At 44.4% G+C, this 15209-nt stretch carries 14 protein-coding genes; 11 read left to right on the top strand and 3 right to left on the bottom strand.

Annotated features, from left to right (window positions below):
- The first annotated feature begins 169 nt into the window (after nt 1-169).
- The 10 genes from ccoN to fnr all read left to right on the top strand — a co-directional run bounded on the left by ccoN (nt 170) and on the right by fnr (nt 10325).
- The gene (ccoN, locus tag ACFOEK_RS08930; protein ID WP_386719381.1) at nt 170-1615 is read left to right on the top strand and encodes a cytochrome-c oxidase, cbb3-type subunit I; all 1446 of its coding nucleotides are present in this window, start codon (nt 170-172) and stop codon (nt 1613-1615) included.
- 20 nt (nt 1616-1635) lie between these two features.
- Nucleotides 1636-2244 (top strand): cytochrome-c oxidase, cbb3-type subunit II, encoded by a 609-nt coding sequence (ccoO, locus tag ACFOEK_RS08925; RefSeq protein WP_284378534.1) that lies wholly within the window; start codon nt 1636-1638, stop codon nt 2242-2244.
- 41 nt (nt 2245-2285) lie between these two features.
- Nucleotides 2286-2465, top strand: coding sequence for a cbb3-type cytochrome oxidase subunit 3 (locus ACFOEK_RS08920; RefSeq protein ID WP_386719378.1), 180 nt, complete (start codon nt 2286-2288; stop codon nt 2463-2465).
- Nucleotides 2466-2468: 3 nt separating this feature from the next.
- Nucleotides 2469-3368 (top strand): cytochrome-c oxidase, cbb3-type subunit III, encoded by a 900-nt coding sequence (gene ccoP / locus ACFOEK_RS08915; RefSeq protein WP_386719375.1) that lies wholly within the window; start codon nt 2469-2471, stop codon nt 3366-3368.
- Nucleotides 3369-3493: 125 nt separating this feature from the next.
- Entirely contained in the window at nt 3494-4933 is a 1440-nt protein-coding gene (ccoG, locus tag ACFOEK_RS08910; RefSeq protein ID WP_386719372.1) for a cytochrome c oxidase accessory protein CcoG, read from the top strand.
- Nucleotides 4934-5020: 87 nt separating this feature from the next.
- Nucleotides 5021-5527, top strand: a complete 507-nt coding sequence (locus tag ACFOEK_RS08905; RefSeq protein WP_386719369.1) for a FixH family protein — start codon at nt 5021-5023, stop codon at nt 5525-5527.
- 110 nt (nt 5528-5637) lie between these two features.
- Entirely contained in the window at nt 5638-8040 is a 2403-nt protein-coding gene (locus tag ACFOEK_RS08900; RefSeq protein WP_386719367.1) for a heavy metal translocating P-type ATPase, read from the top strand.
- 12 nt (nt 8041-8052) lie between these two features.
- Nucleotides 8053-8259, top strand: a complete 207-nt coding sequence (ccoS, locus tag ACFOEK_RS08895; RefSeq protein ID WP_386719364.1) for a cbb3-type cytochrome oxidase assembly protein CcoS — start codon at nt 8053-8055, stop codon at nt 8257-8259.
- A 103-nt stretch (nt 8260-8362) separates the two neighbouring features.
- Nucleotides 8363-9358 carry a sulfite exporter TauE/SafE family protein gene (locus ACFOEK_RS08890; RefSeq protein ID WP_386719361.1) on the top strand — a complete coding sequence of 332 codons (996 nt, stop codon included), beginning with the start codon at nt 8363-8365 and terminating at the stop codon, nt 9356-9358.
- Between the two features lie 187 nt (nt 9359-9545).
- Complete coding sequence (gene fnr, locus ACFOEK_RS08885) at nt 9546-10325, top strand: fumarate/nitrate reduction transcriptional regulator Fnr (RefSeq protein WP_386719358.1); 780 nt, start codon at nt 9546-9548, stop codon at nt 10323-10325.
- Nucleotides 10326-10392: 67 nt separating this feature from the next.
- Here the strand turns inward: fnr and ppnN are convergent, their stop codons facing one another.
- Nucleotides 10393-11778 (bottom strand): nucleotide 5'-monophosphate nucleosidase PpnN, encoded by a 1386-nt coding sequence (ppnN, locus tag ACFOEK_RS08880; RefSeq protein WP_386719355.1) that lies wholly within the window; start codon nt 11776-11778, stop codon nt 10393-10395.
- A 62-nt stretch (nt 11779-11840) separates the two neighbouring features.
- Nucleotides 11841-12404, bottom strand: a complete 564-nt coding sequence (locus ACFOEK_RS08875; protein WP_386719352.1) for a hypothetical protein — start codon at nt 12402-12404, stop codon at nt 11841-11843.
- A gap of 275 nt (nt 12405-12679) precedes the next feature.
- Between ACFOEK_RS08875 and ACFOEK_RS08870 the strand changes: the two genes are divergently transcribed.
- Nucleotides 12680-13108: a universal stress protein gene (locus ACFOEK_RS08870; protein WP_386719349.1), complete on the top strand. Its 429-nt coding sequence runs from the start codon at nt 12680-12682 to the stop codon at nt 13106-13108.
- Nucleotides 13109-13215: 107 nt separating this feature from the next.
- On the opposite strand, the gene ACFOEK_RS08865 is transcribed toward ACFOEK_RS08870, so the two are convergent.
- On the bottom strand, nt 13216-15135 hold the full coding sequence (locus ACFOEK_RS08865) for an ATP-binding cassette domain-containing protein (protein WP_386719346.1): 1920 nt from the start codon (nt 15133-15135) through the stop codon (nt 13216-13218).
- Between the last annotated feature and the right edge of the window lie 74 nt (nt 15136-15209).

Genomic DNA, 15209 nt, shown 5'->3' with positions numbered 1-15209 from the left:
CATTAACACTCAAAATACTGACATAGATCATAGGGTTAATAGGCATACACAGATTCATTTCTAATTGAAGAATCCATATAATTCAAACCATCGTTTGCATTGTATGCGGGATTTACGCATACTTGCGCGCGATTTCATAAACCATAACTAACTAAGCCTGGAAACTGATATGAGTGCTACTGCGAATCAGTCTACCTTCGAACACCCAACCTACAATTATGGGGTTGTGCGCCAGTTCGCTATCATGACCGTGATATGGGGTATTGTCGGCATGGGAGTCGGTGTATTAATTGCATCGCAACTTCTATTTCCTGAACTAAACCTGAATCTGCCATGGACGCATTTTGGTCGTCTTCGCCCTCTTCATACTAACGCCGTAATCTTTGCATTCGGTGGTTGTGCCTTGTTTGCAACGTCATACTACGTTGTACAACGTACATGTCAGACACGCTTAGCGTTTGAACCTCTTGTGAAATTCACATTCTGGGGTTGGCAAGCAGTGATCGTAGCAGCCGCTATTACGCTACCGTTAGGTTTCACTTCTTCCCACGAATACGCTGAGCTTGAGTGGCCTATCGATATCCTAATTGCATTGGTATGGATTTCATACGCTGTTGTATTTATCGGCACTATTCGCAACCGTAAAACCAAGCACATTTATGTAGCTAACTGGTTCTATGTTGCCTTTATTCTGACAGTTGCAGTTCTTCACATCGGTAACAGCATGCAGCTTCCAGTTAGTCTTTGGAAGTCTTACTACGTATATGCTGGTGCGGTAGATGCAATGGTTCAATGGTGGTACGGCCACAACGCAGTAGGCTTCTTCCTAACTGCTGGTTTCCTTGGCATCATGTACTACTTCGTACCTAAACAAGCAGAGCGTCCAATCTACTCATATCGTCTATCAGTAGTTCACTTCTGGGCTCTAATTTCTATCTATATCTGGGCAGGTGCTCACCACCTTCACTACTCTGCACTTCCTGAGTGGGCTCAAAACGTAGGTATGGTAATGTCTGTGATCCTTCTTGCTCCTTCTTGGGGTGGTATGATCAACGGTATGATGACGCTGTCTGGTGCATGGCACAAACTACGTAACGACCCTATTCTTCGTTTCCTAGTTGTTTCTCTTTCTTTCTACGGTATGTCTACTTTCGAAGGTCCAATGATGTCAATCAAGTCTGTGAACGCGCTTTCACATAACACGGACTGGACTGTAGGTCACGTACACTCAGGTGCGCTTGGCTGGGTAGCAATGGTATCTATCGGTGCTCTTTATCACATGCTTCCTCGTCTATATGGCCGTAAGGAAATGTTCAGCACAGGTGCGATCAACCTTCACTTCTGGTTGGCAACCATCGGTACAGTACTTTACATCGTTGCGATGTGGATCAACGGTATCGGTCAAGGTCTAATGTGGAAAGCTGTTGACGTAGACGGCACCTTGAAGTTCAGCTTCGTAGACAGTGTGGTATACAGCAAGTTCGGTTACGGCATGCGTATATTAGGTGGTGCGGTGTTCTTGAGCGGTATGTTTGTCATGGCATACAACTTCTATCGCACAATCCGTCAAGCTAAGACTGAGCAAGCAACAGCTGCTCAAGCTCAAACGGCATAATCAGGAGCAAGGAGTAGAATATGCAACACGAAACAGTCGAGAAGAATATCGGCCTGATGATCGTTCTTTCTTTGATCGGTATCAGCTTCGGTGCTCTTGTTGAAATCGTTCCTTTGTTCTTCGCAAAGCAGACTACAGAACCTGTAGAAGGCCTTAAGCCGCTTACTGCCCTTCAACAAGAAGGTAAAGACATCTACATCCGTGAAGGTTGTAACGTATGTCACACTCAGATGGTTCGTCCTCTGCGTGCAGAAGTTGAGCGCTATGGTCACTACTCTGTCGCCGGCGAGTATGTTTACGATCACCCACATCTATGGGGTTCTAAGCGTACTGGTCCTGATCTTCACCGTGTTGGTGGTAAGTACAGTGACGAATGGCACCGTGCTCACCTTTACAACCCACGTGACGTAGTACCTGATTCAAACATGCCTGCTTTCCCATGGTTGTTTGAAAATAAACTAACAGGTGACGACACAGGTAAGAAATTAGCAGCACTTCGCACTCTAGGCGTTCCGTACACAGACGAGCAAATCGACAACGCTCGCGCTGAAGTACGCGGCAAACGCGAGATTGATGCAGTTGTTGCTTATCTTCAAAACCTGGGTACAGCACTTAAAGATAAGCGTTAATTTGCAACCGTTAATTTTTAATTCATACGGGGAATGAACTGATGGATGTTAATGATTTAAGAGGTCTAGCCACAATTACAATGGCTGTAGTATTCACCGGCATCATTATTTGGACCTTCAGTTCACGACGCAAAAAACCATTTGATGAGGCGGCTAATCTTCCTTTCGCAGATAAAGATGAAGAAGATCTAGCCTCTTCTGACAAGAAGAATCAGGAGTAAATCATGGCAGAAGAAAATGTGCTCACAGGATTCTGGAGCTTATGGACTTGGATCATCAGTGTTGGCTTGATCCTAAGCTTCCTTTATCTGCTGCACTTCGCAAAGCGTATTAAAGGTTCGGACTCTCCGGATCGTAAAATGCATCATACCTTTGATGGTATTGAAGAATACGACAATCCAATGCCGAAATGGTGGCTATGGTTGTTCTACGGTACGATTTTCTGGGGTCTAGGTTATCTTGCAATTTACCCAATGGGTAACTCTCAAGGTCTATCAGGTATCACAAACCTGTCACGCCTTGAAGCAGATCAACAAGCACACCAAGAAAAATACGGCCCTATCTTCGAAAAACACGCAGCTGTTCCTGTTGAGCAACTTTCGCAAAACGAAGAAGCAGTAAAAATCGGTCGTCGTCTGTTCTTGAACAACTGTGCAGTATGTCACGGTCAGGATGCTCGTGGTGGCTATGGCTTCCCTAACCTAACCGATAACGATTGGTTGTATGGTGGTGCAGGTGAGACGATCAAAACTACTATCATGAGTGGCCGTCAAGGTCTGATGCCTGCCTGGGGTGAAAGCCTAGGTGAAGACGGTGTGAACGATGTAGCGAATTACGTTCTTACCCTAAGTGGTCGTGAAGAAGCTGATCAAGAAGCGGCAGCGCGTGGTAAAGAACTATACGCTAACTGTGCTGCTTGTCACGGTCAGGACGGTAAAGGCAACGAACTACTAGGTGCACCTAACCTAACTGATAACACTTGGCTATACGGCGGTACGTTACAGCGTGTTAAACACACCATTCGTAACGGACGTACAGGTGTGATGCCTGCTCACCAAGACCTTCTTGGCGAGCAAAAAGTTCACATCCTTTCGGCGTACATCTACAGCCTATCCAACAAATGATTTGCATCATTTAGTTGGTAAAAAATGCGGCTTTTCAGCCGCATTTTTTGTTTTTGGCCTATACATTCAAAAGGCAGATAAAGATAATACCCACGCACAAAGTAATGATTAGCTAAGAGGCTGCTATGGGCGATAAGATCCCAACTAAAAATATAGCGTCACCTGAAGTCGAACCTAACTCAGCTGAGATGTTCACGGGCGACCAAGCCATCAAAAGCCGAGATAAAATCCAAGTTCGCGCCATTACCGGCCAATTCACCAAATTTAGAAAAATGGGTGGATGGCTTTTGTTCGTAGTATTTTTTGGCACATCGTGGCTCAACTGGAATGGTCACCAAGCCGTTCTATGGGACATCCCCAACCGTCAGTTTAATATTTTTAGCATCACGCTTTGGCCTCAAGATTTGATGCTTCTTTCTATGCTTCTTGTCATCTGCGCCTTCGGACTCTTCGCCATCACCATGTTTGCAGGTCGGATATGGTGTGGCTACACCTGCCCTCAAACCGTTTGGACATTCATTTTTATGTGGATAGAAAAACAAGTTGAAGGTGATCGGAATGCACGCATAAAACTCGACAAGCAACCATTCAGCCCTAAAAAGCTAGCATTACGTCTTACCAAACATGCCTTGTGGTTAGCCTTTGCTTTAGCCACAGCAATTACTTTCATTGGCTACTTCACTCCGATTCGCCAGTTAGTCATTGATATTTTCACCTTCAATGCAGGTAATACAGCCTATTTTTGGCTAGGTTTCTTTACTTTGATGACATATCTAAATGCGGGCTGGCTACGGGAACAAGTCTGTATTTATATGTGTCCCTACGCTCGCTTCCAAGCCGTCATGTTTGATAAAGACACGCTTATTGTTTCTTATGATGAAGAACGCGGTGAAAATCGTGGCCCTCGTAAGAAAAGTGCCGATCCAAAAGAGCTGGGATTAGGTGACTGTGTTGACTGCTCGCTGTGCGTTCAAGTTTGTCCAGTGGGCATTGATATTCGGGATGGCCTTCAATACGAATGTATTGCCTGTGCAAAATGCATCGAAGCCTGCGATAGCGTAATGGACAAAGTCGGATATGACAGAGGCCTCATCAGCTATACCAGTGAACACCAGCTCAAAGGCAACGAGTGGAAATTACTTCGACCAAGATTTATCGGATATATCGTTGCACTTATCGTGATGTTCAGCGCTCTGATGTACAATCTGTTCACCTTAATCCCTGTGGACTTAGAAGTAGACCGTGGACGAGGTGCGAACCTCTTCCGTGAGAACTTTAAAGGTGACATTGAAAACAGTTACAACATTCGCATAATGAACAAGTCTCAACACGCGGAAACCTATATATTGTCGGCGTCTGGTTTTGAAGACTTAATCATTATTGGAGACACTAAGATCCACCTTCAATCAGGTGAAATCAGCCAGGTTCCTGTTAGTGTTGTGGTTCCTGCCCAAAATTTAGCGTCTCGCAGTGAACCAATTTATTTCAATGTAGTCGCAGACAGTGACGAAACAATTACTGCCGAATCCGAGAGCCGCTTTATGGGCCCTCGACATCGCAGATAGTTTCTCACCAGAGGTATCATAACTACATGAGCAGCTGGCTAATCTAGGCCAGCTCCCCATAGAATTAGTCAAAGAGCAATTACTTACATGACAGAACAGAACGAAAACCAAGGAAACTGGAACCAGCCTTGGCTATGGATCACACTAACCCCTCTTATTCTATCCGTTGTCCTTGGCCTGACAATGTTGAATATTTCATTCCAAATCCAAGATGGATTGGTCACCGATGAATATTCTAAAGAAGGCCTTACGATTAACGAACGAATTGAAAAAGAAGAACATGCAAAAAACCTAAGCACTCAAGCGAATATTAGCGTTGATAAAGCTTCTGGAGAAATGACGGTTCTATTTGACAGTGAACTGGAACAATTGCCAAACAATCTCCTGCTTGAGCTTATTCATCCAATCATTAAAGACAAAGACCAAAAAGTAGTTCTGACTCATCAAGGTAACGGTCGCTATGCGGGTCAGGTAGCTGATGACATGGACGGCAAGCGTTATGTACGCCTTCAGGAGTTGCAAAACTCATCTTGGGTTCTAAAAGGTGAACTTCATTTCGACGTCACCAGCCAAGCGACTATTTCGGCTCAATAAATTCAACCCAATAAGCACCTCATTGGGGCTAAGACATCAACGACGTTTGTAGTCCCAATGGGTTATATCCAGAGCAGAGCTAACTCTGCATCTATCAGCAGATTTAAACTATGCAAAGCCAAAGTTGTTATCACTGCGGGGAGTCCATTCCTGAAAACCTGGATATCACATCTGACATTGATGATCAGTCAAGAGCCTTTTGTTGCATAGGCTGCCAAGCCGTGGCGCTTACCATCTCAGGGGCAGGCCTGGAAAATTATTATCAATTCCGAACGGAAAAAGCCGAACAGGCCAGTGACCTATCAGATCAACAAGAAAAATACGCGCTCTATGATGAGCCAAGTGTTCAGCAAAAATTCTGCTCCTATGAAGACAATCTCGCATCAGCCACTCTACTCATAAAAGGCATCACCTGTGCTGCCTGTGTGTGGTTGATTGAAAAACACTTGGAGCGCATCTCCGGTATTGAGGATGTTCGCGTCAATCTCAGTACCCACAGAGCAACCATCACCTGGGACACCAATACACTAAAGCTTAGCGATTTGTTCTTTGCGATTGATGCTATTGGCTATCATGCAGAACCCTGGAAAGCCAATCGTGCTGCACAGGAACAACAGAAAGAAAGTCATACCGCATTAATCCGCCTTGGTATTGCCGGTATCGGTATGATGCAGGTCATGATGATGGCCAACGCACTCTATTTTGGTCATTACACTGGTATCGACAGCTCCTATGAAGCCTTCATCCGTTGGGCCAGCCTCTTTCTAACGACCCCCGTTGTTATCTACTCCGCCTTCCCGTTCTTCAACGCAGCTGTTCGCGACTTAAAGACCAAACACCTTACCATGGATGTACCAGTGTCTATTGCCATTGCCCTGGCTTATTCTGCCAGTATTTGGGCCACATTTAATGGTGCTGGCGAAGTGTATTTTGACTCTGTCTGTATGTTTACCTTCTTCTTGTTGTTGGGCCGCTATTTTGAAATGAAGGTCCGGCACCAGAATTCGCAAGTCACCAACGACCTAATCGGTTTAATGCCCAACTCCACACTCGTGTATCGAGAGGGCGAATACCGAGTAACGCCAACCGAGCAGATTGCAGTAGGCGATAAGGTCTTGGTGAAAGCAGGCCATACCATTCCGTCTGATGCCAAAGTCATTGAGGGCACGGCAGACATTGATGAGTCAGCATTAACAGGTGAGTACCTACCGGTCAGAAAAAGTATGGGCGACTCAGTGATGGGTGGAACCGTTTGCCTTGACCACCCTATAGAAATTGAGATCACCACGATCGGACATCAGAACACCCTGAATCTAGTGGTGGAATTGATGAACAAGGCTGAATCGTCCAAACCTCGCATTGCCCGCATTGCTGATACGATTGCCAGCCGCTTCGTAGCAGCAGTACTGATTACAGCGGTAAGTGTTTGGGGAGCCTGGATGTTTATTGATCCAGAAAAAGCCTTTTGGATTGCCCTATCCGTACTGGTAGTCACCTGCCCATGTGCACTCTCATTAGCCACACCGACAGCCATCACGGCTGCAACCTCATCATTAAAGCGTTCTGGATTGGTTATCACCAGCACCCACGTGCTTGAAACACTTCCAACCACCACAGATGTGTTATTCGACAAAACTGGAACACTAACAGAAGGCAAGCTCTCCATTGCCGAAGTTCAGATTCCGGCCGATATTTCAGAACAAGAGGCTCTGAGCTTAGCCTCACGTCTGGAAGCTACATCAGAGCACCCAATTGCAAGAGCATTTCCAACTACATCTTCATCGACCTCTACGAATCCGGCTCAACATGTCGAAATCACTCCCGGCGGCGGTTTAAGCGGCGAACTGGACGGTACTACTTATTACATTGGTCACAGCGAATTTATTCAGAACCATACAAACCTTAACGAAGTGCTATTGCCTGATGAAGATAACTGGGTCGTACTCGCATCCAATACACAACTCATTGCACTGTTTAAAGTCCAAGACACACTTCGCTCTGATGCCAAAGAAACACTGGACCAATTAAAGCGTGAAAACCTTGGCGTGCACATGCTCACCGGTGATCGCTCTCAATCAGCTAAATTCATGGCAGAGAAATTAGGCATTGAGGACATTCATTCAGGCCTTACCCCTCAAGGAAAGTTAGATCAATTATCTAAACTGCACCAAGAGCAAAAGCACACACTCATGATCGGTGACGGAATCAACGACATTCCAGTACTTGCATCCGCAGGTATCTCCATTGCGATGAACGAAGCCACAGATTTGGCTAAAACCAAGTCCGACATGATTTTAATGAATGGCCAACTTAGTGCCATCAACAAGGCATTCAAGATCGCTAATCATTGCCGAAAAATAATTAAGCAGAATCTAACTTGGGCATTAGTGTATAATTTGGTCGCCCTGCCATTAGCGGCAACGGGTTACATCCCCCCTTGGGCTGCTGCAATCGGAATGTCAGCAAGCTCTTTAGTCGTTGTGCTGAATGCATTACGCCTTAGAAATATATGATTGAGGTTCTCCGTGGACAGTATTCTTTTTCTTATTCCGATATCCATCATCTTTTTAACTATTGCCGTGATCACACTGGTATGGAATATCAAAAGCGGTCAATTTGACGATATGGAGACACCGGCTCATAAGATACTTTTCGATGATGACGAAGATCTGATGCCGGATGACGCAAAACCAATCAAGAAGCAAGAATCAAATAACCAAGAAAATAACTAACGCATAAAGATAATGAGATGCTTTGAAATTTGCACGTAACACAATTTCAAGGCACTGCTTTTAAAACAAGCACCGACAAACAGCACTTATTTAGACGTACTTTATGACCGTAGAAACCTTATCATTCACTGCAGCCTTCTTAATTGGATTACTTGGCGGTGCACACTGCATCGGTATGTGCGGCGGAATTACCGGCACATTCGGCCTTAACTCTCAAGGCAGCTTAGTTGAACGATTCATTAAAAACCTAAGTTTTAATCTAGGCAGAATCAGCAGCTATACACTGATCGGACTGATCGTAGGTTTAGCGAGTTCATTACTTACCAACCTATCCCCCACCATTGGCATGATTCTCCGCCTAGTCGCGGGTATTTTTATTATTCTTATGGGTCTATATGTGGCCGACTGGTCTCGGGCCATCACAAAAATTGAAAAACCCGGACAATGGGTTTGGAAACACATCCAACCTCTGACTAAGCCTTTCTTGCCTGCAGATACTATTAAAAAGTCTCTGTTTCTAGGATTACTCTGGGGATGGCTTCCTTGCGGCCTTGTCTATAGCACGCTTGTTTTGGCCTCAGCGAACGCGTCCCCTACGAGTTCGGCGATGGTTATGGCTGCATTCGGTTTAGGTACTCTACCGACAATGCTGGCAACAGGGCTTCTGGCATCACAATTAAGCAACATCATACGAAATAAAAACGTACGTAATCTTGCTGCCATTATGATGATCCTGATGGGCGCTTGGATTATCTGGGGCAACAGTCAGCACTTACTTGGTCACGGTGATCATTCGAGCCATAACAACCATATGAACCATAGTAGCCATTCAAACCACGGTGACCATACAAACCATAGTGACCATGAAAATCATGATTCCAGCAACACCAGTAATCATGAAGGCCATTCGATGCATGACCACAGTGCCATGCAAACGGAATCACAGGTAGATCACTCTACGATGGATCACTCTCAAATGGATCACTCCGGTATGAACCGCTCACAGATGGATCATACTGATATGTCGTCAGACACTAGGAAACAGGATCACTCTCATATGGATCATTCAGAGATGGACCACTCTAAAATGAACCACTGAGTATTTAAAACTACATCACTTAGTAACACCTATACTGTAGATTATTAAGGTAGGGATTTATCACGTTAGAACGAAGCCATATCACATGCTGACCTTTTGGTTACTTTTCTGTAAACGCACCATAAACGTGCTTTAAAGAATGGAGAAGCTGTGATATAAATTGGCAAACTTAATCGGACACTGAACTATGCCTCAGAACAAATTTTCCAGCGTCAAAGGATGCGGTACCGCAGTTAGCTGCCAGGATTGCTCCCTAAGCTCACTTTGTCTACCACTGTCACTTCACGAACAAGACATTGACCGTTTAGACGCCATCATCAAACGAGGACGACCGTACCAAAAGGGTCAGACCCTATGGCGCCAAGGTGACGATTTTCACTCAGTTCTAGCCATCCGTTCAGGCAGCGTGAAGAGTTTTATTACCAGCCCGTCCGGTGAAGAACAAATTGTCGGTTTCCATTTTGCCGGTGAAATGATTGGCCTTAACGGACTATTCAATAAGAAATATCCAATTACTACCGTTGCACTAGAGACAACCACGGTATGTGATATTCCATACGACAGTTTGGATGCACTTGCTGATGATCTCCCCGAACTTAGAGATCAGGTTCTTCAGAGCATGAGCCAAGAAATTTCCGAAGACCAGCAAATGATGTTACTGCTTAGTAAGAAAACATCCGAACAACGCTTGGCTACCTTCTTGGTGTCTGTATCGGAACGTTTCCATCGTCGTGGTTATTCTGCATCTCGTTTCCGTTTGACCATGTCCAGAAACGATCTAGGTAACTTCCTTGGTCTTGCGGTAGAAACCGTTAGCCGTATTTTCAGTAAGTTCCAGCAAAAAGAACTTATTCGCTTCCTAGACAGCAGCCGTGATATTGAACTGATTGATATCGCAGGCCTATACGAACTGGCAGACCTTCAAGACGGTACCGCCAGCGCATGTGGCAAGCGAGTCGTCGGCTAATATATTTTCTTTCATTAACCAAAAGGCCCAGCAAATGCTGGGCCTTTTGGTTTCTGTGATTACATCATTAACTGGTAACAGGTTCCGTTACGACTTCATAACAAGGTACGTATTTACTACCCGGTAATTTCATACGTTTTTGATGAACAAACGAAGCCAGCAAAGTATCCAACTTCTTCATCAAATTAGATTCACCGTGCAATTTAAACGGACCGTACTTATGGATTTCAGAAATCCCCTGCTCCTTTACATTACCCGCCACAATTCCAGACATCGCTCGTCGTAATTGAGAGGCCAATATGTGCGGTGGCAAATCGGTATCCAAACTCAATTCCGACATGGTTTTGTGAGTTGGAGTAAAAGGCTCCTGAAAAATAGAATCGATTTCTAGCATCCAATTAAAATAGTATGCATCTTTACGATCCTTTCGGTTTGCCTTCACTTCAGACATGCGCGAACGCAACTCAATTGCGACTTTTTCCGGGTCATCAATGATGATCTCATAAAGCGCTTGCGCCTCAGGCCCTAAGGTATCGCCAATAAACGCGTCTATTTGCTGAAAATAATCCGCCGACTCTTTCGGAGCAGTGAAATAAACAGGAATCTCAGCACCGTGCTTATTCCCCATTAAGACACCAAGCAGATACAAAATTTCTTCTGCGGTGCCAGCACCACCAGGAAAGACCACAATACCGTGCCCTAACCTAACGAACGCCTCTAAACGTTTTTCGATATCAGGGAGAATAATTAATTCATTTACGATTGGATTAGGTGATTCCGCTGCTATGATGCCCGGCTCGGTTAGCCCAATGTAGCGAGGGTGTTTTATCCGCTGTTTTACATGCGCCACACTGGCGCCTTTCATTGGCCCCTTCATTGCGCCTGGCCCACAGCCAGTACAAATATCAAAGCCTCTCAAACCTAATTGATAACCCACTTCCTTAGTGTAATCGTATTCATGTTCACTGATGGAGTGTCCACCCCAACAAACAATGATATTGGGATCAACCCGAGCTTGTAGCGCATTAGCTTGGCGAAGCGTGTGAAAAACAGCTTCGGTGACCATAGGCCCACAGCCAATTTCATTCAACGCGTCTAAGTCCAGCTGGCTACTTAAATGAATAATGTCTCGCAGTACCGAGAACAAATTTTCCTTCACCCCTTGGATCATTTTTCCATCAACAAAGGCTCTTGCTGGGGCATTTTGTACCGCAATACATGCACCACGAGCTTGAGGAACAATGCTGATTTCAAAGTCTAAATACTGGTTTTCCAATTGCTCAATATCGTCGTTATCAATTCCGCTGTTCATTACAGCCAACGAACAACGCCGAAACATTTCGTAAAGCTTACCTTTGTTTAATCCACTGAGTTTATTAATTTCTTTGATAGACAGAACGTCCAAGCTGCCGACTGGCGACAATACTGAATAATCAATTACTTCTGATGGCATATCGCACTCCTTGCCAGTAATTCCATTTATAATTCTAGTTGAGGATCAAGAGATTTAATTCTTTACTCCCCGATATTTTCCACTCTCTCGTCTTTAAGACGTTTAAAATAAACCGTTAATAATTGACGAAGTTCTTTTACCCAAAGTTCAAAACCATCCAATTCTGAAATATCACCTTGTTCATTCCACCCAATCGTAATACTCCCAGTCATCACAGAAAGGGCTTGAACTTGCTCTGAATGTTTCCGCAAAAAAGATTCCACATGACTCATGATATCATCCGAAAGCGCTTGTTGATTTATGTACCAAGCCCAGCCTTCGGGAGCAGCGCTATCAGACTCTTGTTCGGCGGAAGACTGATAGCTCTTGATTAACATCCACCCGGCAGTGATTTCTTCTTCATCGATGCCTTTGAAAGCATAGGCTGCGGCATCAATAACCCCTTCTTCAACACGCCCAGATAAATTGATCATGGGATATTTCATCAACTTAACTTTAATGCCCCGTAATATGGCTGCTTGGCGTAGTTTCGCGATTCTACGATCCCGTTTCGAAGGCATAATCCATAAGATCGAGCCTACGATCATCAAAAATGCCAAACCAACCCCGACCATCCAGACTTGCATTCATTCACCCATTCAAATCATTCTTACCAAACTTTCTTCAACTACATTGACCTACACCAATTAAACAACATCGACGCCCTAGTTATTAAGGTTGAAAGATCAAGTACTTACTTCAATAATAAGATCATAGACAAAGGAAATGGTCTACGAAAATTATTTACCGATAGGTTAAGAAATTATCCATTAACCCAGTATAACCTGTTATGCAGTGAGCATAGTTTAAGCGCATAATCCGGTGAAACTGACACCAAGGTTTCAAATCAAAGGAGTTTAGTATGACCACCTATTCAACCATTTTACTTGCGGTAGATCTTTCTGAAGAATCAGAAAAAATCATCGAACCAGCAAAGACCTTTGTAAAAACCTTTGGTTCAAAAGTTCATGTTCTACATACCATCGAGCCTTTCGCTTTCGCTTTTGGCGGAGACATTCCCTTTGACGTCGTTGAAATTCAGGAACAGTTAATTGATCACGCGAAAACCAACCTTAAGCAATTGATCAATAAAACCGAATTAGAAGCCGTTGAAACCGATGTGGTGGTAGGTTCAGTGAATGCAGAAGTCCACAGAAAAGCAAAAGAGATTAATGCAGATCTGGTCATCGTAGGCAGCCATGGTCGTCACGGCTTGGCGTTACTGTTGGGCTCACATGCATCTGATGTCATTCATCATGCTGAATACGATGTATTAGCGGTTCGAATTTAAGTATTCGCGCCAACAAAACGACCATATATATAGCATCAAAAAATGCCCGTAACTTCACTCCAAGTTGACGGGCATTTTTATCACGTACCGCTGTTGAAGTTAATCAGTTACTCACCTTCAGCCATCGCTTCAAGCTCAACCCAGCGTTCCATTAAGACTTCAAGTTTGCTCTCTTCTTCTGCCAAATTCTGTAGTTTCTGAGTCACCAACTCATGATCTTGCTGGTAAAAATCCGAAGCCGAAGTTTCTTCCTGAAGTTGTTCCACAACTGCTTCTTGCTCTGCCATTTGATCCGGCAACAAATCCAGCTCACGTTGAAGCTTGTAACTAAGTTTCTTGGGCTTTGCTTTCTCAACCGGAGGTTGAGCATTCTGAAGGCTCGCTGCTTGGGTCTTTGGCGGATTATTTTCCTTTTTAGACGCACTCTTCGCATCAAGATGCTTGAACTTACCACCCGAGGTTTGCCAGTCGCTAAAGCCACCTACAATCTCTTCAACCACACCATTTCCATGGAAAATCAATGAATTACTAACAACATTATCCAGGAAGGATCTATCGTGACTCACTAAAATAATGGTGCCATCGAAATCCATCAGCAGCTCTTCGAGCAACTCCAAAGTCTCCATATCTAAGTCATTGGTAGGCTCATCCAGAACCAACAAATTCGCTGGCTGACTGAATAACCGAGCCAATAGCACTCGGTTTTTCTCGCCACCAGAGAGTGCCTTGACTGGCGTTCGTGCACGCTCAGGAGTAAATAAGAACTCGTTTAAGTAACCAATAATATGCTTATCTTGACCACCAATGGTGATACTTTCACGCCCCTCGGAGACGTTATCAATAACACTCTTCTCTAGCTCAAGTTGACTACGGAGCTGCTCGAAATAGGCCACTTCCATTTTGGTGCCTAGCCGAACCTGCCCCTCATCGGGCGTTAACTGACCAAGAATGACTTTTAATAAGGTACTCTTGCCCACTCCGTTCGGGCCGATCAATCCAACTCGATCTCCTCTCATCAGGAGAAAATTAAAATCAGCTAAGATTTTTTGATCACCAAAGGAATGAGAAACCGACTCTAGTTCTGCCACGAGTTTGCCAGAGCGGTCTGCCGAAGAAATAGAGAACGCGGCTTTACCGACACGAGTGCGACGCTCTTTTCGCTCTTGCCTCATTGCTTTTAGCGCTCTCACACGCCCTTCATTTCGTGTTCTTCGAGCCTTGATCCCTTGGCGAATCCAGGTTTCTTCCTGAGCCAGTTTCTTATCAAATTCCTGCCAATGTTTTTCTTCAGCAGCTAACCACTCTTCCTTGCGAACCAAAAATTTATCATAGGAACAATCCCAACTTGTCAGATTACCTCGATCCAATTCCCAGATTCGATTCGCAACGCTCTTAAGAAAACTACGGTCGTGCGTGATCAACAAAATGCTGCCTTCGAATTGAAGTAATTGCTGCTCTAACCATTCGATCGCTAGGATATCTAAGTGGTTGGTAGGTTCATCAAGTAACAATAAATCCGGTTCAGCAACCAATGCCCGCCCCAATACCACACGACGACGCCACCCACCGGAAAGCTCAGACATTTTTTTGTCTTCAGGAAGATTCAAGCGCTTAAGAATTTGATCTACTTTTTGCTCCAGCGACCAACCATCTTTGGCTTCAATATCACTTTGAACTTTTGCAAGTAAATCTAAATCTGCATTCGGATCCGTGGTTAAGGAGTGATATTTAGCAATTAGCTCCCCAACTTCAGCTAGCCCACCAGCTACAACCTGATAAACAGTTTCATCACCTGCTGCAGGTAAATCCTGCTGTAAAACCCCGATTTTAAGACCATCATATCGAATGATATCGCCGCTATCAGGTAACTGTTCACCTGAAACAAGCTTAAGCAAGGAAGACTTCCCCTGACCATTTCGGCCAATAACAGCGATGCGATCCCCTTTATTGATGGTATGAGATGCATTCTCCAATAAAGGCTTATCTCCATAGGCAAGACAAACCTGATCTAACTGCAATAAGTTCATAAATCCCACATTTATCTATGTCGTTTATTCGACAGACTGTTCCGTTATAAGGAACAGCTAATTACTCTAAGAAC

Origin of the sequence: Litoribrevibacter euphylliae (assembly GCF_042646085.1) — a bacterium.
Lineage (GTDB): Bacteria > Pseudomonadota > Gammaproteobacteria > Pseudomonadales > Litoribrevibacteraceae > Litoribrevibacter > Litoribrevibacter euphylliae.
Note: the sequence above shows the minus strand (reverse complement) of the source record. Positions and strands in the feature narration are given on the sequence as shown.